15 protein-coding genes are annotated in these 20,713 nt (G+C 65.7%); 8 read left to right on the top strand and 7 right to left on the bottom strand.

Features of this window, described 5'->3' with window-relative positions:
* Window positions 1–98 precede the first annotated feature (98 nt).
* Window positions 99–1,916 (top strand): S9 family peptidase, encoded by a 1,818-nt coding sequence (locus AWJ14_RS11080; protein ID WP_171904862.1) that lies wholly within the window; start codon window positions 99–101, stop codon window positions 1,914–1,916.
* 446 nt (window positions 1,917–2,362) lie between these two features.
* Window positions 2,363–2,692 carry a hypothetical protein gene (locus AWJ14_RS22555; protein WP_066178500.1) on the top strand — a complete coding sequence of 110 codons (330 nt, stop codon included), beginning with the start codon at window positions 2,363–2,365 and terminating at the stop codon, window positions 2,690–2,692.
* 127 nt (window positions 2,693–2,819) lie between these two features.
* Here AWJ14_RS22555 and AWJ14_RS11070 read toward each other — a convergent pair whose 3' ends face one another.
* From AWJ14_RS11070 to AWJ14_RS11055, 4 genes are all read right to left on the bottom strand, one after another.
* The gene (locus AWJ14_RS11070) at window positions 2,820–3,398 is read right to left on the bottom strand and encodes an ABC-type transport auxiliary lipoprotein family protein (RefSeq protein WP_425349624.1); all 579 of its coding nucleotides are present in this window, start codon (window positions 3,396–3,398) and stop codon (window positions 2,820–2,822) included.
* Between the two features lie 98 nt (window positions 3,399–3,496).
* Entirely contained in the window at window positions 3,497–4,867 is a 1,371-nt protein-coding gene (locus AWJ14_RS11065) for an MlaD family protein (RefSeq protein WP_066178493.1), read from the bottom strand.
* The gene (locus tag AWJ14_RS11060; protein ID WP_083220192.1) at window positions 4,868–5,758 is read right to left on the bottom strand and encodes an ABC transporter ATP-binding protein; all 891 of its coding nucleotides are present in this window, start codon (window positions 5,756–5,758) and stop codon (window positions 4,868–4,870) included. It lies immediately after the preceding gene.
* A 10-nt stretch (window positions 5,759–5,768) separates the two neighbouring features.
* Window positions 5,769–6,959: an ABC transporter permease gene (locus tag AWJ14_RS11055; RefSeq protein ID WP_083220191.1), complete on the bottom strand. Its 1,191-nt coding sequence runs from the start codon at window positions 6,957–6,959 to the stop codon at window positions 5,769–5,771.
* A gap of 97 nt (window positions 6,960–7,056) precedes the next feature.
* Between AWJ14_RS11055 and dgcA the strand changes: the two genes are divergently transcribed.
* The 3 genes from dgcA to AWJ14_RS11040 all read left to right on the top strand — a co-directional run bounded on the left by dgcA (window position 7,057) and on the right by AWJ14_RS11040 (window position 11,978).
* The gene (dgcA, locus tag AWJ14_RS11050; RefSeq protein ID WP_066178490.1) at window positions 7,057–8,040 is read left to right on the top strand and encodes an N-acetyl-D-Glu racemase DgcA; all 984 of its coding nucleotides are present in this window, start codon (window positions 7,057–7,059) and stop codon (window positions 8,038–8,040) included.
* 255 nt (window positions 8,041–8,295) lie between these two features.
* Window positions 8,296–10,629, top strand: a complete 2,334-nt coding sequence (locus AWJ14_RS11045; protein WP_066178486.1) for an NADP-dependent malic enzyme — start codon at window positions 8,296–8,298, stop codon at window positions 10,627–10,629.
* A gap of 173 nt (window positions 10,630–10,802) precedes the next feature.
* Complete coding sequence (locus tag AWJ14_RS11040; RefSeq protein WP_066178483.1) at window positions 10,803–11,978, top strand: DUF2865 domain-containing protein; 1,176 nt, start codon at window positions 10,803–10,805, stop codon at window positions 11,976–11,978.
* On the opposite strand, the gene AWJ14_RS11035 is transcribed toward AWJ14_RS11040, so the two are convergent.
* Complete coding sequence (locus AWJ14_RS11035; protein WP_066178480.1) at window positions 11,968–13,206, bottom strand: MFS transporter; 1,239 nt, start codon at window positions 13,204–13,206, stop codon at window positions 11,968–11,970. The two genes, AWJ14_RS11040 and AWJ14_RS11035, sit on opposite strands and share 11 nt — an antisense overlap.
* A gap of 123 nt (window positions 13,207–13,329) precedes the next feature.
* Window positions 13,330–15,012 (bottom strand): NAD+ synthase, encoded by a 1,683-nt coding sequence (locus AWJ14_RS11030; protein WP_066178477.1) that lies wholly within the window; start codon window positions 15,010–15,012, stop codon window positions 13,330–13,332.
* 233 nt (window positions 15,013–15,245) lie between these two features.
* Here AWJ14_RS11030 and AWJ14_RS11025 point away from each other — a divergent pair, with 233 nt between their 5' ends.
* Entirely contained in the window at window positions 15,246–17,147 is a 1,902-nt protein-coding gene (locus tag AWJ14_RS11025) for an LTA synthase family protein (protein ID WP_066178475.1), read from the top strand.
* A 70-nt stretch (window positions 17,148–17,217) separates the two neighbouring features.
* On the opposite strand, the gene AWJ14_RS11020 is transcribed toward AWJ14_RS11025, so the two are convergent.
* Window positions 17,218–18,057, bottom strand: coding sequence for a DODA-type extradiol aromatic ring-opening family dioxygenase (locus tag AWJ14_RS11020; RefSeq protein WP_083220190.1), 840 nt, complete (start codon window positions 18,055–18,057; stop codon window positions 17,218–17,220).
* Window positions 18,058–18,472: 415 nt separating this feature from the next.
* Between AWJ14_RS11020 and AWJ14_RS11015 the strand changes: the two genes are divergently transcribed.
* A complete protein-coding gene (locus tag AWJ14_RS11015; protein WP_066178473.1) occupies window positions 18,473–18,889 on the top strand; it encodes a TadE/TadG family type IV pilus assembly protein in 417 nt (138 codons plus the stop codon).
* Between the two features lie 16 nt (window positions 18,890–18,905).
* Entirely contained in the window at window positions 18,906–20,615 is a 1,710-nt protein-coding gene (locus AWJ14_RS11010; protein WP_171904861.1) for a pilus assembly protein TadG-related protein, read from the top strand.
* Window positions 20,616–20,713 lie beyond the last annotated feature (98 nt).

Here is a 20,713-nt window from a genome sequence, read left to right as displayed (position 1 = left end):
AAGGCACAGACATCGAGCCTCCCGCAGCCCGCCCGCTGCGGGAGGTTTTTGCTTGGGATCGCACCCTGCCCCCGCCTTTGCCCAATCGGCGCCACACAATGCTGTTTGATCAGCCATTGCCAATTTCGGGCACCACGCCGTCGCCTCGACCGCAAGCATCCGGCACCGGAGCACGCGGCGGCTCCGCGACGCTGCAGCAAGGGATCGCGATCATGAAACACCCTCTTACGATCGATGATGTTTTGCGCCTGCGGCCATTTCCGTATATCTGCGGGCCGCAATTCGACTTCGATCCGCCGGGTGAGCGGCTGGCCTTCTGCCTGCCCAAAAGCCTGCAGGAGGCTTCGCGATTCTTTCTCGATGCCATTGGCGGCGGCGAGGGCGAACTCGTCATTCTCGATCTTGCCAGCGGTTCGCATCGCACGATCCCGGTTCCGGCGGGGCTCGGCACCCTGTCCCCGCTCTGGTCCCCCGACGGATCGATGATCGCGGTTGCCGTCACCGACGGCAGTTTCATCCATCCCGCCATTGTCCACGCAGAGACGGGCGAAACCACGATCCTTGTCGAACGCAATCTCGACCTGCCCGGAACCCGCCATTTCTTCCAATGGCTTGACGATCGCACCCTGGCCTGTGACCTGACCCTCGGCAACCGGCCGACACTGTGGCTCGATGTCGAGAAGCGGGGCGCGGTCGCCAGCATCGCCGCATGGCGAAAGGCCTGGGGCGGGCGCGAGACGACCGCGAGCCGCCTGACCAGCGCGCAGCCCGCGGTGCAATGGGGCGTGTCGGACATCGCAACCATCGACGTTCACACCGGCGCCTGCCGGATCTTCGCCCGGGATGGCGAACTGCCGGAGGCGCTGCGCCGCTTCGCTGACCGCGAGGGCGCTGCATTCCCGCCCCGCTGCGTTGGAGAGGGTGCCCCCGTGCCCGCTGAAAGCGTCGAACTGGCCATCGACCGGCAGCGCTGGCAAACACTCTACCTGGCCCGCAGCGACGACGCGACGCGCGTGCTGCGGCTCGCGAATGGCGCGGTCACGACGGTGTTCGAGACCGATGCGCATCTCGCTCACGTGCTGCCGTCGCCGATGCAATTGCTCCCGTTCAGCACGCGCGAGGGACGGCCCGAAACGCTCCGGCTGATCCTGCCACCCAGCCATCGCCCGGGCGACCGGCACCCCGCGGTGGTCTGGGTCTATCCCGGCATGTCCGTCACCGACGAGTTGATGCATCGCCAGAACCGCCTGAACCAGCCCGGCATGTTCAACCTGCATCTGCTCGCGGCCAGGGGGGTTGCCGTGATCGTGCCGGGCATGGCGACAGATACCCTGCAAGCACAGGGCCGCGAACTCGCCGATTGTCTCGCGGGCTCCGTCGTCCCCGCGGTGGACGCGGCCGTCCGTGCCGGGTTCGTCGATCGCGACCATGTCCATGTCGCCGGCCACAGCCTCGGCGGCTGGGCCACACTGGTTCTGCTCGCCAAGACCGATCTGTTCCGCTCCGGCATCGCCATGGCGGCGACGAGCAATCTGTTGAGCTTCAGCGACGACGTGCGGATGCGCGACGGTGCCGTCTGCCAGGACGACCATCAGGCGATGATGCAGGACAATTACGGCCTGCAGGGGCCGCCCTGGGAGATGCCGGATCGCTATGTCCGCAACAGCCCGCTGTTCTCGGTGGAAGCGATCTCCGCGCCCGTGCTTCTGCTGCACGGCGATCAGGACTACGTCGAGATCGCCCAATCCGAACAAATGTTCTCCGCCTTGCGCGCGCTTGGCAAAAAGGCCGAGCTGGTGCGCTATTGGGGCGAGCCGCATGTGCTTGAAAGCCCGGCCAATATCATGGATGCGTGGGGCAGGATTACAGCCTGGCTTGAGGCATCGAGCGCCGCAGCCCTCCCCGGACGATCCTGAACAGACCGGGCGGCACTCCATGCCCGGCGCCCCGGACATCTCGTGCCCAGAGGGATCAGCCGCATCGTTGTGAACATCCCGAATGGCAACGGGAACCAGCCCGGCGCTTGCCCGGCCGACCTGAAGTCGTTGCAATAAAGCGTTGTTTTTGCGTGCGTCCGTCAGGGTTTGCGCCAGGACGAATTGCGCGGGGAAGACGACGCCGCGCCGGTCCGATCCGGGCGCCGCACTCTTGCCCATCCCGACGGGTCAAGCAGGTCGCCGACCGCTCAGCCCGCCCCAGGCCCCCACCTCGGGCCAAAACCCGCATCCGGGATGCGTCAATTTGCCTTGCGCCGGGCCATGGCGCATCCGGCCAGAATGGCTACATAGGCGTCATGCGACGGCCGGTTCCGGATCGGACCGGCGGCTATCGACAACGCAAATCCTGAGTGATGGAGACTGGCATGGCATGGGCAGCGACAGCGGCATATCTGGCGATTATCGGAATTCTCGGCTGGAGGGCCTTGCGCGGCGGTGACACCGAGAAGGTCATGTTCGTCGTCAATGTGGTTCTGCTGTGGGGCAGCGCGATCTGGCTGTTCGGCTATCCCGCGCTGATCGGCCCTGCGGTGTTCGGCGCCGGCGGCATGCTGGTCATGCTGGTGGCGCTGACCTCGTCGGACCTCAAGGTGCGCGTGCCGGTGGCGCGCGTCGAAGCCGACAGCTTCGACCCCGAGGACCTCGCCACGGAAATCGCCGCAACCGAGGCCGAAACCCGCCGCAAGGCGGCCTGACAAAGACCTGCGTCCGGTGCCAGGCGCCGGACGCGCACATTGCCCCCCAAGGGTCATGGAAAGACAAGGCGCCGTGCGTCCCGGGCGGAGGCACGGGGCGGGAACCGTCAGCCAATAGGATGGAAGCTCAGATGCGCGACAAGGTCCAACTGACGAGGTCGCGCACCACCTCCTCGAAGGCACGGTCGAGCGACTGCACATAGGCGGCATTGCCCGATCCCGTCACCGGCGCCGTGGCCCGGAACACCTGCGAGGCGACCACCACGCCGTTGCGGTCGTTGAGCACCTTGGCGGAAATCTCGACCACGGCGCGTTCGCTTCCCTCGGCCTTGATTTCGAAGGCGCGGATGGCGGTGAGGATCTTGAAATCGATGGCGAGCCCGTCGCCGGGACGGCCGACGCCACCGACACGCCCCGAATTTTCGAAGGCCTGAACCAGCTTGTCCTGTACAATGTTCGGCAGGCGGTCCGACCACTGCGAATCCGCAAGATACTGGATCGCCGAGGGCGTCGGTCGGATGACGATCTTCTCGCTGTCGAGCGCCTGCAGCGCGCTCGGCTCGGAGATCAGGATCTGCCGGTTGCGCGAGCGCTGGCCGCTGGCGATTTCGGGCGCGGACGACAGACCATAGGTATCGGGCGGCGGCGCCTTGAGCAGGCCGCCTCCGCACCCCGACAGGACCGACAACACGGCCACGCCAACCATCAAACCCAACGCTCTCACGCCTCGGTCACTCCCCCGGGCCCGGATCCGGCTCGCCCGCATTTCGTCATTCCCTGTCTTGCGATGCAGCCGCCAAAGAGTCAACGCCGCGTCCGCCCGTCATACTCTTTGACCGTGTCGCCGCCGAACAGCAGGCGCTGCGGGTCCTTCTCGATGGTCGAGATCGAGCGTTCGATGCGCTGGATCGACCGGCGCGCGTCATTGACCAGCGCTTCGACGTCACGCAGGCCGGAGCCAGAGAAGCGCTGCAGGTTGTCGGCGATCGGGCCGACCCGGGCGTTGAGCGAGTCGGCCACGTCGCGGAACGACTTCAGCGTCGCCTCGGCATCGGCGATCAGCGAGGACGCATCGCCCTCGCCCAGGAAGGAATCGAGCTTGGCAAGCACCCCGTCGACGCGGGTGGAGGCGGCATTGAGCCGGCCCGTCATCTGCTTGACGTCGGTGATGATGATGTCGAAATCCTCCTTGCGCGCGCCGAAGGTCTCGGCCACGCCGCGCGCGTCGGCAAGCGCCTTGCGCGCATCCGCGCTCGCCGCGGCAATATCGTCCACCGCCTGGCCGAACTTCTCGGGATCGACGCTGGCGAGCATCTTGTCGACCCGGTCGAGCGAGGTCCCGGCATTGGTGGCGAGGGTCTCCAGCGACGCGGCAGCGTTGCGGAAGCCTTCGAGCGTCTTTGTGATGTCACCCGAGGCGGCCGCGACGTCGCCGGTCACCTTGTCGACATTGGCGAGAATCCGGTCGATCTTTTCAGGATCGACCGAGACGATCAGCTTTTCCGCCGCCGCCAGCGTGCTGTCGAGCCGGCCCGAGACCGACTTGATGGTCTCCGACAGGCTCGCCACGCTTTGCAGGAAATCGTCGATGCCGTCGGCATTGTCCCGGAGCGCCTTCGTGAAGGTCTCGGTGTTCTTGAAGGTTTCGGTCAGCGGCGCCCGCGAATCCTTGACGAAGCCCTCGATCTCGCCGACCACCCGGTTGACCCGGTTGAGGATCTCGTCGGCGGTCGCCAGCAGGTTGGTCACCCCCGACGGGTCGGCGACGATCTGGGCGATCTGGTCCTCCCGCCTGGCCACCTGGAGGATGTTTTCATTCGACGGCGTGCCGCCCTGAAGCTCGATATAGGCCGACCCGGTCAGCCCCTGGATCTCGAGCGCGGCGCGGGTGTCGGTGTAGATCGGCGCGTCGGCGCTCACATCGGTTTCGGCAATCACGAAATTGGGGCTCTTCCGGTCGATCGAAAGATTACGCACCGTGCCGATCTGGATGCCGTTGAAGCGCACGGCCGATCCGATCGACAATCCGTTGGCCGAGCCCGGAATCCGGACCACCAGCCGCGCCGGCTCGCCGGTGCCGCCGTAGCTCGCCATCCAGTAGACGAATCCGAACGCCGCGAGCATCACCAGCAGGGTGAAAAAACCGACGATGGCGTAGTTGGCGCGGGTTTCCATTCAGTTCGCTTCACTTTTCTCGCTTGCGGCAGGTGCGGTGTCCCGCTCGTGACCTGCATCCCGCTCGCCGCCGCGATCCGGAATCCGTCGTGCCCTTTTGCCCTTGAAGTAGGATTTCACCCAAGGATCGTCAAACGCAAGCATGTCGTCGATGGTTCCCTCCACCAATACATGCTTTTGCCCCAGAACCGCAATCCGGTCGCACACGGAGAACAGGCTGTCGAGGTCATGGGTAACCATGTACACGGTCAGGCCGAGCGTGTCGCGCAGTTGCGCGATCAGTTCGTCGAATTCCGCCGCCCCGATCGGGTCCAGCCCGGAGGTGGGCTCATCGAGGAACACCAGATCCGGATCGAGCGCCAGCGCCCGGGCCAGCGCCGCGCGCTTGATCATGCCGCCCGAGAGCTCGGAGGGGTATTTGTCGGCCGCATCGGCGGCGAGCCCCACCATCTCGATCTTCAGCTCGGCCAGTTCGTCCATCAGCTTCTTGGGCAGGTCGAGATATTCGCGCATCGGCACCTGGATGTTCTCCCGCACCGTGAGCGAGGAAAACAGCGCCCCCTGCTGGAACAGCACGCCGAGACGGCTGTCGAGCTCGACCTTCCGGGCTTCCCCGACCTTGTCGTAGTCCTCGCCCAGGATCCGGATGATCCCCTTCTGGCGCGGGATGAGCCGCAGGATCGCGCGCATCAGCACCGACTTGCCGGTGCCCGACCCGCCGACGAAGCCCAGGATCTCGCCGCGATAGACATCGAGATCGAGGTTTTCGAGAACCGTGTTGGCGCCGAACGCGACCTTGACGTCGCGCACCGACAGGATGACCTCGCGCGATTGCCGCGTACCGGCGTCGCCGGACCTGTCATTCGAGGGGTGAGTGTCTCGCTGGGTCATCGCACCTGGCTCAGAAATCGACTGCGGCATAGAACATGGCGAACAGGCCATCGACCAGGATCACGACGAAGATCGCCTTGACCACCGATGTCGTCACCCGGCGACCGAGCGATTCGGCGCTGCCGCCGACCTTCATGCCCTCGACCGAGGCAACGATGCCGATGATCAGCGCCATGAACGGCGCCTTGATCATGCCCGACGTGATGGTCGAGATGTCGATCGCCTCGCGCAGCCGCGCGACGAACACGTCGGGCGTGATCCCGGAATAGCTCCAGGCCACCGCGGCGGCGCCGAACAGGGCTGCGAAATTGGCGACGATGGTCAAAAGCGGCAGCGCCACGATCAGCGCCACCAGCCGCGGGAACACCAGCACCCCCACCGGATTGAGCCCCATCACCTTGAGCGCGTCGACCTCCTCGCGCATCTTCATCGAACCGATTTCCGCGGTGATCGCGCTGCCCGAGCGGCCGGCGATCATGATCGCAGTGAGAAGCACGCCAATCTCGCGCAGCTGCAGGATGCCGACCAGATCGACCACGAACACTTCCGCACCGAAATAGCGAAGCTGGAACGCGCCCTGCTGGGCGATGATGGCGCCGATCAGAAAGCTCATCAGCATGATGATCGGCACCGCGCGCACGCCCATGCGGTCGATATGGGTGACGATCGAAGCCGGCGAGATTCCCGAAGAGCGGTCGAGCTTGAGCTGCGCGCCGCGCACCGCCGAGCCGAGGATGTAGAGCGAGGCGATGAAATCGTCGTAAAGCTCGTATATGGTCTCGCCCACCGGCGTGAACACCCGCTCGAACAGGCTGCCCCTGGGCGCATCCGCCGGCGCGGCGTGGTCGACCATGTCCGGGATCGCCTCGACGAGCGCGGCCGCCTGCGCGGAGGCGCCGACGAGGTCGGTGGTCATGCCGCGCTGCCTGGCTGCGGCCATGGTCTTGCGCACGAGCCAGGCGCCTGCGGTGTCGAAATGGTCGATACCGCTCAGGTCGATGGCCAGATGCCCGCCTTTGAGCCCTTTCTGGACCTCGATCACCCGGCCATAGACGCCGGAAATCGCCGCATGGCGCCAGTCGCCGGACAGCACCAGGGTCTGTTCGCCGCCGGAAACATGGTGCTCCAGCGCAGCGGGGCGCGGCGCCGGGTTGCCGTTGTCGAGATCGGCTCTTGTATCTTTCGGCGGTTCGGTCAACATGCCACACACATAGCGGGTTGATCGGGGACTGTCACCGCACGGACTCCGTATTCCCGCCCGCTTTGTCCCTGTTCTTGGTTTTTTACGGATATTCGCAATGGCACGCCAGCTTCACGTCAGGATCGACAGTTTTCCCCTTACCCGCGCCTTCAACATTTCCCGCGGAGCCAAGACCGCGGCGGATGTCGTCACCTGCACCATTTCCGAGAACGGCATGGTCGGGCGCGGCGAATGCGTGCCCTACAAGCGCTATGGCGAAACGGTCGAGGGCGTGCTTGAAACCATCGAAGCCTATGGCGGTGCGATCGCGGCGGGCGCGGACCGCGAGGCGCTGCAAAGCGCAATGCCGGCCGGCGCCGCACGCAACGCCATCGACTGCGCCTTGTGGGATCTCGAGGCCAAGCTCAGCGGCGTTCCCGTGTCCACCTCGGCCTGCCACCTGCTGCCGCGACCGGTGCCGACGGCGGTAACCATTTCGCTCGGCGATCCCGGCGACATGGCCGACGAGGCGCGCGCGCATTCCTCGCAGAAGCTGCTCAAGGTCAAGGTCGGCACCTCCGACGACCGGGCCCGCATGCACGCCGTCGTCAGCGCCGCCCCCAATGCCGAGATCATTCTCGATGCCAACGAGGGCTGGGACGAAAGCAATATCCGCGAGCACCTGCTGCTCGCCGCCGAGCTGCATATCGGCCTGATCGAACAGCCGCTGCCGGCGGGCAAGGACGGGATCCTGTCGGAAATTCCGCATCCGGTGCCGATCTGCGCCGACGAAAGCGTGCACACGCTCGACGATCTTCCGAAGCTGGCGGACCGCTACGACGCGATCAACATCAAGCTCGACAAGACCGGCGGCCTGACCGAGGCACTCAAGATGCGTGCCCGCGCACGCGAGCTCGGCTTCAGCGTCATGGTCGGCTGCATGGTGGGCACCTCGCTCGCCATGGCGCCGGCGGTGCTGCTCGCACAGGACGCCGACTGGGTGGACCTCGACGGGCCTTTGCTGCTTGCCCGCGACCGCACGCCGGGGCTGGTCTATACCGGTTCGCTGGTCTCCCCGCCCTCGCCCGATCTTTGGGGATGACGCATCGCCCGGCGAGCCCGCGCGATCAAACAGGTTTCCTTTGACCCGGATCGGCTTTAGAAGTTGATCGAACCCGGATACGCGGTCCGGCAAGGGGGAGACGATCATGGACATTGCCCGCACCCGCGCGGCCTGCGCCGCGCGTGCCGCACCCTTCCCCTGTCGCGCGCCCGGGTATCCCTGCCCGACGGCAACGGCCATACCGGCCCGCCACGCCGGACACAGTTTCGACATTGCCCCAGAGAAGAGCCGCAGATGACCTCAAAAGACAAGAAACGCCCCGGTGAACCCAAGGCCTCCTCCGGAGATCTCGACGAGAACGCCCTGTTCTACCACCGCTATCCGCGACCGGGGAAACTGGAAATCCAGGCTTCCAAGCCGCTCGGCAACCAGCGCGACCTGGCGCTCGCCTATTCGCCCGGCGTCGCAGCCCCCTGTCTCGCCATCCGCGACAATCCCGATGCCGCCGCCGCCTACACCGCGCGCGCCAATCTCGTCGCCGTCGTCTCCAACGGCACCGCCGTGCTGGGGCTCGGCAATATCGGGCCGCTCGCCTCCAAGCCGGTGATGGAAGGCAAGGCGGTGCTGTTCAAGAAGTTCGCGGGCATCGACGTGTTCGACATCGAGATCGACGCCCCAGACGTCGACCGCATGGTCAGCGTGATTTCCGCGCTGGAGCCGACCTTCGGCGGCATCAATCTCGAGGACATCAAGGCGCCGGAATGTTTTGAGGTCGAGCGCCAGTTGCGCGAGGTGATGGACATTCCGGTGTTTCATGACGACCAGCACGGCACCGCCATCATCGTCGCAGCCGGCATCCTCAACGGGCTCGAACTCGCCGGCAAGAAAATCGAGGACGCCAAGATCGTCACCTCCGGCGCCGGCGCGGCCGCGCTCGCCTGCCTCAACCTGCTGGTGGCGCTCGGCGCCCGGCGCGAAAACATCTGGGTGCACGATATCGAGGGCCTGGTCTATGAAGGCCGCGAGGTGCTGATGGACGAATGGAAGGCCGTCTATGCCCAGCCGTCCGACAACCGCGTGCTCGCGGACTCGATCGGCGGCGCCGACGTCTTCCTCGGCCTGTCGGCCGCAGGCGTGCTCAAGCCGGAGATGCTCGCAGCCATGGCGGAGCGGCCGATGATCATGGCGCTTGCCAACCCGTCGCCGGAGATCCTGCCGGATCTGGCGCGCCAGGCCCGGCCCGACGCCATGATCTGCACCGGCCGTTCGGACTTCCCCAACCAGGTCAACAATGTCCTGTGCTTTCCCTATATCTTCCGCGGCGCGCTCGATTGCGGCGCGCGCACCATCAACGAGGAGATGAAGATGGCCGCGGTGCGCGCCATCGCCGCGCTCGCCCGCGAAGAACCCTCCGACATCGCCGCCCGCGCCTATTCCGGCGAGACCCCGGTGTTCGGCCCGGAATACCTGATCCCCTCGCCCTTCGACCAGCGGCTGATCCTGAGGATCGCGCCCGCGGTCGCGGAGGCGGCGGCAAAATCCGGCGTCGCCCGGCGGCCGATCGCCGACATGGAAGCCTATATCGACCAGTTGAACCGCTTCGTCTTCCGCTCCGGCCTGATCATGAAGCCGCTGTTCACCGCCGCCAAGACCGCCGCGCGCAAGCGCGTGGTCTTCGCGGAAGGCGAGGACGAGCGGGTGCTGCGCGCGGCCCAGGTGCTGCTCGAGGAGAATATCGGCGTGCCGATCCTGATCGGCCGTCCCGGCATCATCGAAACCCGCCTGCAGCGGTTCGGGCTAAGGATCCGGCCCGGGGTCGATTTCGAGGTGATCAACCCGGAAGAGGATCCGCGTTTCCGTGACTATGTCGACGAATATTTCTCGCTGGTCGGCCGCAAGGGCGTGATCCCGGAAGCCGCACGCACCATCATCCGCACCAACGCCACCGTGATCGGCGCATTGTCGCTCCGTCGCGGCGAGGCCGACGCGATGATCTGCGGGCTCGAGGGGCGCTATGCCAAGCATCTGCGCGATGTCTCCCAGATCATCGGCAAGCGAAAGGGCGTGATCGACTATTCTGCGCTCAGCCTGCTGATTTCCCAGCGCAGCGCCACCTTCTTCACCGACACCTATGTGTCCTTCGACCCGACGGCGGAGGAGATTGCCGAAACCACGGTGCTGGCGGCCGAGGAAATCCTCAGGTTCGGGATCACGCCCAAGGCGGCGCTGGTCTCGCATTCCAATTTCGGTTCGCGCAATTCTTCGAGCGCCACCAAGATGCGCAAGGCGATGGAGATCATCCGGTCGGTCGCGCCGAACCTGGAGGTCGACGGCGAAATGCACGGGGATTCGGCGATGTCCGAGGCGTTGCGCCAGCGGGTCATGCCGGACTCGACGCTTGCCGGCGAAGCCAACCTGCTGGTCTTCCCCAATCTCGACTCGGCCAATATCGCGCTCGGCCTCGTCAAGACCATGACCGAGGCCCTGCATGTGGGCCCGATCCTGCTCGGCGCCGCCCTGCCCGCCCATATCCTCTCGCCGTCGGTGACGTCGCGCGGCGTGGTCAACATGGCGACGCTGGCGGTGGTGGAAGCCTCCTCGACCGACCAGCCGGCGCTGGGGCGGTAACGCCCCCACGCCCTGCCGGGATCGCTGCCGCGGCGGTGAACACGTCTGGTTAAGGTAAACGAGCGCTTGCGCTTGGCGCAGATGCGTCATTTGCGTACACTGCGGGGGTCAGGGCATCCGAACCCTGACCCTCTACGCTTGGGGAAGCGTGCAGATGTGTGTTGGAGTTGCTCATGCGCCGCGCCGGACTTAGCCGCTGTGTGCTGCTGATCGCTCTCGCCCTTGCAGGCGCGGGACCGGCGAGCGCCGCCGCCACATGCGCGCAGCTCGAGGCACAACTCGCCGATATCACGCAGAATTCCGAAGCCTCCGCCAATTACCGCCGCTTCGCCACGGCCGCCGACAAGCAGGAACGCGAGCTCGGACAGGTCGAGTCCGACATGAAGCGGTTCGGCTGCACCTCGGGAAGCATCATCGTGGTCGGCGGCAGGAATGCCGAGGCCTGCTCGAAGCTCACTACCGCCCACCGCAAGATGCTCGTCAACCTGGCCGCGCTCGAACGCAAGCGCGATAGCTATTCCAGGCGCAGCGACAAGGTGACCGCCCGGCGGCTGCAGGCGGCGATCAAGGCCAATGACTGCGACGGCAAGCGCGCCTCGGTGGTCGCGGCCGCGCTCAAGGGCCGCCAGGATGCGGCCCGGGCGAAGCACAACCGCAGCCCCGGCCTGGTGGCCGTTCTCGGCGACAGCGGCGGACGGGCCGAATTGCGACCGGGCACCAGCCTCACGCGCTCCAACATCCTGGTCGAGCCCCAGGCCGCCAATGGCGGCGGCTACCGTACCTTGTGCGTGCGCAGCTGCGACGGCTTCTTCTTCCCGGTCTCCTCGCGCGCCATGCCCTCCGACTTCGCCCGCGACGAACGCACCTGCCAGATGATGTGCCCGGGCACGCCGACGGAGCTCTACTTTCATTCCGCCGAGGGTCAGGAAAGCGCGGACATGGTCTCCGCGCGCACCCGCCAGCCCTATTCGGACATGCCGAACGCCTTTGTCTACCGCAACGCCGATGCCCCGATGAGCAAGGCCTGCGGCTGCAACATGAGCGCGTTCTACAAGGAGATGGAGCGCCGCGAGGCGATCCTGAAAGGCGAGGCCGAGCCCGAGGACGCGCCGGTGACGACCTGGGTGCACCCCTCGCCGCGCCCCGATCCCGGCGAGGATCCCGAAACCCTGCTCGATTCCGAAACGCAGCTGTCGGACGCGGACGTCAAGGCAGTGCTGTCCGCCTCGCAGGAGGAACGCCCGCTCGATCAGGAGCAGCGCCAGGTGCGTATCGTCGGACCGACCTTCCTGCCCGACGCATCCGAACATCTCGACCTGAAGTCGGGCACCGACCGGCTTATCCGCTGACCGCCGCGTCCGCCGCGCGCGACTGGCGCCCGAGCGCCCGCTGGCTGACCCAGGTCATGAAACCGATCATCAGCACGCAATAGCCGCCCATCGCCGCGATCTGGGCCGGATAGGACACGCCCCAATCGATCAGCGCACCTGTCAGGCCCGGCCCCATCGCGGTCGCGAACACCATGAAGGCCACGATCAGCGAGCGGATGCCGCCGAGATTTTTGGTGCCGTACAGCTCCGGCCAGAGCGCGCCGAACAGGGTCGAGGAAAAGCCGTAGGACACACCCATCAGCGCCATGAAGGCATAGGCGCCCCAGGGCGCATCGGTCGAGGCGAGAACGAAGCAGCTGAGCGACAGCGGGATCAGGAAGGTCGGCAGCACCCGGATCGCCGAGAACCGGTCGACCAGTTGACCGGCGATCAGCGCGAACAGGATCGTCATCGCCGACATGATGGCGAAGGAGGCGGCAAACACGCTCGGCTCCCATCCGCGCAGCTCGGACAGGTAGACCTGGTGGAAGAAGATGGTGGTGCCGATGAAGGGCGGGGCCAGAACGCCCGCGAGCGAAGCCCAGAACAGCGGATCGCGCACCACCTCGCCGCGGGTCCAGTCGCGCGCCGCAGGTTTGCCGGGATCCTGCACCACCGATTGCGGGCTGCGTTCGCGCTTGAGCAGCAGATAGATCGCCGGCAGCGCCACCAGCACCAGCACCGCGGCAGCCAGCAGCCACGAGCCGCGCCAGCCGACCAGCGCCGCGACGCCGACGAAGCTGATCGGAAACAGCGCCTCGCCGCAATTGACGCCGATGCCGCTCAGCGAGATCGCCCGGCCGCGCTGGGCCGCGAACCAGCGGCCCATGGCGGTCATGGCGATGTGGGTGAACATGCCCTGCCCGAACAGCCTGAGCAGATAGATCGCCAGCAGCAGCAGCGCGAGCGAATGCGAAACCGCCATCAGCACGCAGGCAAGCGCCAGCACGGGGGCGGCGAGCAGCACCGTCGCCGAGACGCTGATGCGATCGACGATCTTGCCGATCTGCGGCAGCGTCGCCGCACTGGCGAGCGTCGCGATCATGTAGAGCGTGCCGAAGCCGCCATTGGAGAGACCATATTCGGCACGAATCTCCCCCGCCGACAGCGAGATGAAATAGGTCTGACCGAAGGAGGAGAAAAAGGTGAGCAGGAACCCGCCGGCAATCCAGCGGGCGTTTTCGCGCAGGAAATGGAGAATGGGCATTGACGGTCCTGTCCGAATGGGGGCGATCGATCGCGAACACGAAACCTCCGCGCATCGGCGGACGGGCAAATGGCAATGGGGGCCGGAGCCCCGACCGCCCCGCAAACAGGACCGGCGGTCCGCCTACCGGTCGCGGAACCGGTTGGTGATCGGGTAGCGCCGGTCGCGGCCGAAATTCTTGCGGGTGATCTTCACGCCCGGGGCCGATTGCCGGCGCTTGTACTCGGCAATGTAGAGAAGATGCTCGATGCGGTGGACGGTGGCGATGTCATGGCCGCGCGCGACGATGTCGCCGACCGCCATTTCGTTTTCGACCAGGCATTCGAGAATGTCGTCGAGCACCGGATAGGGCGGCAGCGAATCCTGGTCGGTCTGATCGGGCCTGAGTTCCGCCGAGGGCGCCTTGTCGATGATGTTGTGCGGGATCACCTCGCCCGACGGGCCGAGCGCGCCGGGCGGCACATGGGTGTTGCGCCAGCGCGACAGCGCATAGACCTGCATCTTGTAGAGGTCCTTGATCGGGTTGAAGCCGCCGTTCATGTCGCCGTAGAGCGTGGCGTAGCCGACGCTCATCTCGCTCTTGTTGCCGGTGGTCACCACCATCGAGCCAAACTTGTTGGAGATCGCCATCAGCATCACCCCGCGCGCCCGGCTTTGCAGGTTCTCCTCGGTGATGCCTTCCTCGGTGCCCTCGAACATCTCGCCGAGCGCGGACATGAAGCCTTCCACCGGCTCCCCGATCGCCACCGTGTCGTAGCGGCAACCGAGTGCCCTGGCGCAGGCCTTGGCGTCGATGATCGAGCTTTCCGAGGTGTAGCGATAGGGCAGCATCACCGTGCGCACGCGCTCCTCGCCAAGCGCATCGACGGCAAGCGCCGCGCAGATCGCCGAATCGATACCGCCCGAAAGCCCGAGCACCACGTTGCGGAATCCGTTCTTGTTGACGTAGTCGCGGAGCCCCAGCATGCAGGCGCGATAATCGGCCTCCTCCCGCTCCGGAATCACCGAGACCGGCCCGGCGGCGCAGCTCCAGACCCCGTCGGCCCCACGCTTCCAGGTGGAGACGGAAACGGTCTCCTCGAACTGGCTCATCTGGAAGGCGAGGCTCTTGTCAGCATTGAGCGCGAAGCTCGCGCCGTCGAACACCAGTTCGTCCTGTCCGCCGACCTGGTTGGCATAGATCATCGGCAGGCCGCTTTCGATCACCTGCCGGATCACCACCTGCTGGCGCACATCGACCTTGCCGCGATAGTAGGGCGAGCCGTTGGGAACCACCAGAAGCTCCGCGCCGCTTTCGGCCAGCGTTTCGCACACCCCGAGTTCGCCCCAGATATCCTCGCAGACCGGAATGCCGAGCCGCACGCCCCGCACCTCGACCGGACCGGGCATCTCGCCCACATGGAAGACGCGCTTTTCGTCGAATTCGCCGTAATTCGGCAGATCCACCTTGTCACGGCTGGCAACCAGCCTGCCCCCATCGAGAACCGCCACGGAGTTGAAGCGCTTTGCCCCGTCGGTTCGCGGATAGCCGATGATCACCGCCGGCCCGCCATCCCCGGTCTCGCCCGCGAGCGTCTCGATCGCCTCGCGGCAGCGGTTCAGGAAGGCGGGTTTGAGAACCAGATCCTCCGGCGGATAGCCGGCGATGAAGAGTTCGGTGAACAGCACCACATCCGCGCCGGCACGCGCCGCGTCCGCGCGCGCCTCCCGCGCCTTGGCGAGATTGCCGGCAATGTCGCCGACGGTGGGGTTCAGCTGCGCCACCGCAATACGCAGGATGTCGGGTCGTTTCGAAATGTCGCTCATGAGCCTGACTTAGCGCGTGCCGCGCGCCTTCGCAATGTTGGCCGTGACGCGTCGTCGGTGAATTGCAGGAGGAGATCACCGCTCTGCGACAATAGCAGTGGGCAACGCCCGTTCATCTGGGATTCATGACGAATATGTGACAAACAAATGACACTTGGATGACACTTCATTAAAGCTCTTTTTTCATTGCGGAGAGTGGATTGGTCGAGCTCGTTTCCAGACAAGGTAAATTCATGGCGGAAATAGCCGCCCAGCAGTTCGCCAAACAGCGCGTTGTGAGCCCGGCGGCCCTGCGGGCGAGCGGCTCACTGGTCATCTCGCTGCTGCTGGCGCTGCTGACCGTGGTGGCCACGGAGTGGCTGGCGCGCGGCTCGCTCTCAGGCGTTCCAGATTTTCTGCTGTCGACATCACGGCCGGGAGTGGTGACCGTCGCCCTGCTGTTCCTGCTGTTTATCGGCTCCGACGCGCTGATGGGGCGGGCGCACCAGTCGTGCCTCCTTGTGATGGCCGTGGCGCTGATGCTCGCGTTCCTGTCGATGCAGAAGCATCAATATCTGTCCGATCCGCTCTATCCGAGCGACATCCTCTTCGGCCGCCAGATCGGCAAGCTGATGCCGGTGATCTTCGCCACCCGACCCTTTGCGGTGATCGGTGCGGCCGCGGCCCTCGTCGCCTTGCTCACCGCGCTCGGCTACCTGCTGCTCCCCGGCCGGCATCTTTTCCGGCCGCTTTCGCGAAGGGCCAGGCTGCTCCGGCTGGCGGTAGCCGTGCCTCTCATCGGCATCGGCCTGCTGCCGCTGATGCAGGCGGATTCCTTCACCTATATCCGCGACCGCCTCAAGATCATGCCCAAGATGTGGGACCAGGCCGCGAACTACCGCCACAACGGCTTCCTGCTGGCCTTCGCCTTCAATGCGCCGATGGCCAATGTCAAAGCGCCCGCGGGCTATGGCGAAACCGCGATCGCCAACATTCCGCTCGATAAAGTGCCCGCAGGCGCGATGGCCGCAGGCGATGTCGACGTCATCATGGTGATGAGCGAATCGCTGTGGGATCCGACCCGGCTTACCAATGTGACGCTGTCGCCCGACCCGATGCCGACAATCCGCGAGAACCAGTCCGGCACGGTTTTCTCGCCGGAATTCGGCGGAATGACACCCAATGTCGAATTCGAGGCACTGACCGGATTTTCCAATGCCTTCCTGCCCTATGGCAGCATCCCCTATCAGCAGTATGTGCGCGATCCACTGCCGTCGCTTGCCACGTTCTTTGGCTCCAAAGACTATGTGACCCGGGCCTTTCATCCGTTCCAGGCCTGGTTCTGGAACCGCGGCAATGTCTATCAACAACTGGGCTTCGACAGGTTCGATTCCCAGGAGACCCTGCCGCCGATGGAAAAACGCGGCAAGTTCGCCTCCGACGAATCCCTGACCCGGGAAATCATCCGCAACGCCGAGGCGGAAGAGCGGCCATTCTTCTACTTTGCCGTCACCCTGCAGGGCCATGGCCCCTATGAAAAGAACCGCTACGCGAACAATTCGATCAACGTCAGCTCGAAAGCGCTCACCGCGAAGAACCGCGACAGCCTGGCTACTTATGCCCAGGGCGTGCGCGAGGCCGACGACAGCCTGAAGGCGCTGATGGACTGGGCGAGGAAACGGCCGCGGGAAACCATCCTAATTCTGTTCGGCGACCACCTGCCGCCATTGGGCAGCGTCTACACGCAGACCGGCCACATGCCGTCGGTCGTGGCAACCCGCAAGGCTTCGGCCGAGGTCATGAAGAAGGAACACGAGACGCCCTTGGTCGTGTGGTCCTCCCGTCGCGGCGTTCAGAAGGATCTGGGCTCGATCAGCCCCGCGCTGCTGCCCTATTACGTCGTCGAGCTCGCAGGCTACAGCCATCCCTTCTACACATCCGTCCTGGGCGCGCTGAAGCAGCGTTATGCCGTCATCGACCGGTATCAGCTGATCGACCGCGAAGACCGCCCGCAGGCCGACTGGGCCAATTCGGGCGCGCCGCTCGACCCGCTGATCCGCGACTATCGCTACCTGCAGCACGACCAGATGTTCGGTGACGGTTTTGGCACCGAGCGCTTCTTCCCCGAACAGCTTGGCCGCGCCGGAAGCAGCTGAACCCGCCGGCGCCGCCGAGCCGCGCCGGGCCGGCAAGCGGGCAAAGCGTGCGGCGCCGACGGGATTCCGCTCAGGCGGCCTGGGTCGCGCTCGCAGGCTTGTCGAACCGCCACATGCTCATGGCCAGCACGCCGAATTCGGTGCTGTCATGGGCCAGCGTCGCGCGACCGCCCTCGCCGCCCGCCCCCATCGCCACGTAAAGCGGCAACAGGTGCTCGTCGGTCGGATGGTTCTTCTGCGCATGGGGCGCCGAGCGACGGTAGTCAATCAGCGACGCCACGTCGTTGGCGGCGAGCCGCTCGCCCATCCAGCCGGTGAACTCGTTCACCCAGGCCGGCACGTCGATATCGCGCTGGCCGACCCGGAGCGCCTTGAAGGCCTCGCCGAGATTGTGCGTGAACGAGCCGGAGCCGATCACGAGAATGCCCTCGTCGGCGAGGCCCGCAAGCGCACGCCCGACCCGGTAGTGATATTCAGGCCCCTCGGACGGATCGACGGAAACCGAAACCACCGGGATGTCGGCCTCGGGATAGATCAGCGCGAGCGGCACCCAGGCACCGTGATCGAAGCCGCGCCGCGGGGTGGCGCGGGAGTTGAAACCGGCCGCCTGCAGGTCGCGCACGATCCGGCGCGCGAGTTCCGGATCGCCCGGGGCGGGATACTGAATGGCATAAAGTTCCGGCGCGAAGCCCCCGAAATCATGGATGGTTTCGGGATTGGGGTCGGCCGAGACCATGACCCCGCCGGTCACTTCGAAATGGGCACTGACGACGACGATGGCGCGCGGCCGCGGCAGCTCGGCGGCGAGCCGCCTGAGCCAGGCCGCCGCACGGGTGTCGGCGATCGCGGTGTCGGGCGAGCCGTGCGAAACGAACAAGGCAGGCATGGGACGGGTGGCGGACTGTGTCATGGACTGTCTCCTTTGACACCCAATATAGAAACCCTCCCCTGTTCAAGAAAGGCACCGAAATGCTCACAAAGCGTTCAGGGAAAATGCACGGTCATGGCCACGCGCTGCTGCCGCCGGCACATCCCGGCGCCGGTCTGGTGGCCGCAGGAGATCCGGAACGCGGCCTGCCGCCGCGCCGCGCCTGTCGCGGTGGCCGGCTCGCGAGGCCCGGGGCCGAACGCCAGCACCATCGTGAACCGATCGCGTGAGCCGGGTCCCATTTCGAAACGGAAAGGCGGCCTGCCAAGCGGCGGGTGACGCTTTCCGGCACAGCATGGCGTCGCCTTAAAATTGCAGCCTATACTTTAAACTCTCCTTAAACGAATTAGCGCAACCTAAGAAATAGTATTCTAATGCGCGCATAGGGAGAACCCTAGTGGAAAAGCTGTTCTTTCGCGACAGGGAAGGGTCTTCGGCGATCGAGTTCGCCCTTCTGGCTCCGGTGTTCCTGCTGGTCGTCTTTTCGATGATCGGCTACGGGATTTATCTGAGCGCGGCCCATGCCGTCCAGCAACTGGCCGCCGATGCCGCCCGCACCGCGATCGCAGGCATAAGCGCCAACGAGCGTCAACGCCTCGCCACCGAGTTCGTCGGCAAGGCCGCACCCAGCCACGCCTTCCTCACCGCGGAAAATCTGCAGGTGATCGTCAAGGACGACCCGGCCAATGCCGAGCAATTCACCGTGACGCTGTCCTATGACGCGCGCAATCTGCCGATCTGGAACCTCTACGCGGTGGCGATGCCCTCCTCGCGGATCGACCGGTTTGCCACCATCCGCATCGGGGGGATCTGACATGAGAGCGCCCCCGATGTCCAAGCTCCTCTTTGACAGGCGCGGCAACATCGGCCTGAGTGCCGCACTCCTGGCCCCGCTGGTCATCAGCACGCTGGCATTGGGCGTCGATTACGGCAGCCTCACACTGCAGCAGCGGGAACTGCAGCATGCGGCCGATCTCGCCGCCATCTCCGCGGCTGCCAGCCTGCCCACGGCTGAACAGACGGTCGCCGATCACTTTCGCAACAACGGCATCGCCATCCCGGTCGTCTCCGGCACCAGCCTTCTGACCGCAAGCGGCCCGGTTGCGCTCGACCAGGTGGGCATGCCCGTGTCTGTGGCGAAGGTGGTCAGGGGACGCTACACGCCCGATCCGGGCGTGAGCGTGGAGAAGCGCTTCACCCCCACCCAGACCCTGCCCGACGCGGTGGTCGTCGACGTGCGGAGCAAGGCCGATCTCTTCTTCGCACGCGCCTTCATGGAGCCGCCGGTGCTGCGCGCACGGGCAACCGCCTCCGCCCGGAAGGAAGCGGCCTTCGCCATCGGCAGCCGCCTGGCAAGCGTCAACGGCGGACTGCTCAACCAGGTGCTTTCCGGCCTGCTCGGCAGCACGATCACGCTCGACGCAATGGATTATGACGCCCTGGCGGCGACCGATATCGATATCGTCAAGACCATCGACCTGATCGGCACGGATCTCAATCTGACGGCCGGCACCTACCAGGACGTGCTGGATGCGGAAATCGGGGTTCCCGAACTGCTTGACGCGATGGCCCGCTCGGCAACCGGCGCCGGGTCGGCGCGGCTCGTCTCCGCCCTCGACAAGTTGTCAAAGCAACTCACCAGAAGCGAACTGGTGATCGATATCGGAAGGGTCATCGATCTCGGCACGTTTGCCGACAGCAAGATCGGAACCGCCAGCAATCTGGGCGTGGCCGTCGATGCGTTTTCGATGATCTCCACGGCCACGGCCGTCGCCAACCACGAAAACCAGATCGCCTCCCGGTTCGACCTGTCCCTCCCCGGGATTGCGTCCGCCAGGGTCAGCCTCGCGGTAGGAGAGCCGCCGGTCTTCACGCCAAGTGCCGCGGTCGGCGAAACAGGAACCATCGTCCGCACGGCCCAGACGCGTCTGCTGGTGGAACTGGAGACCGACAGGCTCGTGGCCCTCGGCGGCGCGCGGCTGCGCGTTCCGCTTTACCTCGAACTCGCCCATGCCGAAGCCAGGCTTGCCGATGCCACCTGCAAATCCGGCATGACCCCGACCGTCAAGCTGGAGGCCGTTCCCGGCATAGCGGAAGTCAGTCTCGGCGAGGTCGACCCCAAGGCCTTGGTCAATTTCGGAGCGAAGCCGCGCGTCACCACGGCCAAGCTGCTGGATACGGCGCTGATCGACATTTCGGCGCTGGGCTATACCAACGCGACGAACCTCACACCCACCGTCCTGAGCTTCGACGCCAGCGACATTGCCAGCGCCCGCGTCAAATCCGTCTCGACCCGGGACACGCTGACCTCGCTCCAGACGTCGCTGCTGAAGAACCTCGATCTCAGGATCGACGTTGCAGGCATTTCGCTGGGCACGCACCAGACGCTGCTCGCTGCCGTCGCCGACGCGCTCGCGGGCCTGACGAAACCGCTCGACGCCATCGTCTACAACACCCTGCTGGCGCTCGGCGTCAAAGTGGGCGAAGCCGACATGCATGTCAGCTACGCCAAGTGCAGGCGTCCCGTGCTGGTGCAGTAGGCGGACCCGCTCCGCGCGAAAGGCCGGGGAGCCCTCCGACATCGCGCCCGCGATTGACAGGCGGGTTGCCCTGCCCTCCTGCCTGCTTGGTCTGCAGG

This window comes from Parahoeflea olei, from assembly GCF_001703635.1.
In the GTDB taxonomy this organism is placed as follows: Bacteria; Pseudomonadota; Alphaproteobacteria; order Rhizobiales; family Rhizobiaceae; genus Hoeflea; species Hoeflea olei.
Note: the sequence above shows the minus strand (reverse complement) of the source record. Positions and strands in the feature narration are given on the sequence as shown.

Excerpts from the sequence above, each read along its gene's own strand:
- AWJ14_RS11080 (WP_171904862.1), top strand. The coding sequence starts at position 99 with ATGCTGTTTGATCAGCCATTGCCAATTTCGGGCACCACGCCGTCGCCT.
- AWJ14_RS22555 (WP_066178500.1), top strand. The coding sequence starts at position 2,363 with ATGGCATGGGCAGCGACAGCGGCATATCTGGCGATTATCGGAATTCTC.
- AWJ14_RS11070 (WP_425349624.1), bottom strand. The coding sequence starts at position 3,398 with ATGGTTGGCGTGGCCGTGTTGTCGGTCCTGTCGGGGTGCGGAGGCGGC.
- AWJ14_RS11065 (WP_066178493.1), bottom strand. The coding sequence starts at position 4,867 with ATGGAAACCCGCGCCAACTACGCCATCGTCGGTTTTTTCACCCTGCTG.
- AWJ14_RS11060 (WP_083220192.1), bottom strand. The coding sequence starts at position 5,758 with ATGACCCAGCGAGACACTCACCCCTCGAATGACAGGTCCGGCGACGCC.
- AWJ14_RS11055 (WP_083220191.1), bottom strand. The coding sequence starts at position 6,959 with ATGTTGACCGAACCGCCGAAAGATACAAGAGCCGATCTCGACAACGGC.
- dgcA (WP_066178490.1), top strand. The coding sequence starts at position 7,057 with ATGGCACGCCAGCTTCACGTCAGGATCGACAGTTTTCCCCTTACCCGC.
- AWJ14_RS11045 (WP_066178486.1), top strand. The coding sequence starts at position 8,296 with ATGACCTCAAAAGACAAGAAACGCCCCGGTGAACCCAAGGCCTCCTCC.
- AWJ14_RS11040 (WP_066178483.1), top strand. The coding sequence starts at position 10,803 with ATGCGCCGCGCCGGACTTAGCCGCTGTGTGCTGCTGATCGCTCTCGCC.
- AWJ14_RS11035 (WP_066178480.1), bottom strand. The coding sequence starts at position 13,206 with ATGCCCATTCTCCATTTCCTGCGCGAAAACGCCCGCTGGATTGCCGGC.
- AWJ14_RS11030 (WP_066178477.1), bottom strand. The coding sequence starts at position 15,012 with ATGAGCGACATTTCGAAACGACCCGACATCCTGCGTATTGCGGTGGCG.
- AWJ14_RS11025 (WP_066178475.1), top strand. The coding sequence starts at position 15,246 with ATGGCGGAAATAGCCGCCCAGCAGTTCGCCAAACAGCGCGTTGTGAGC.
- AWJ14_RS11020 (WP_083220190.1), bottom strand. The coding sequence starts at position 18,057 with ATGACACAGTCCGCCACCCGTCCCATGCCTGCCTTGTTCGTTTCGCAC.
- AWJ14_RS11010 (WP_171904861.1), top strand. The coding sequence starts at position 18,906 with ATGTCCAAGCTCCTCTTTGACAGGCGCGGCAACATCGGCCTGAGTGCC.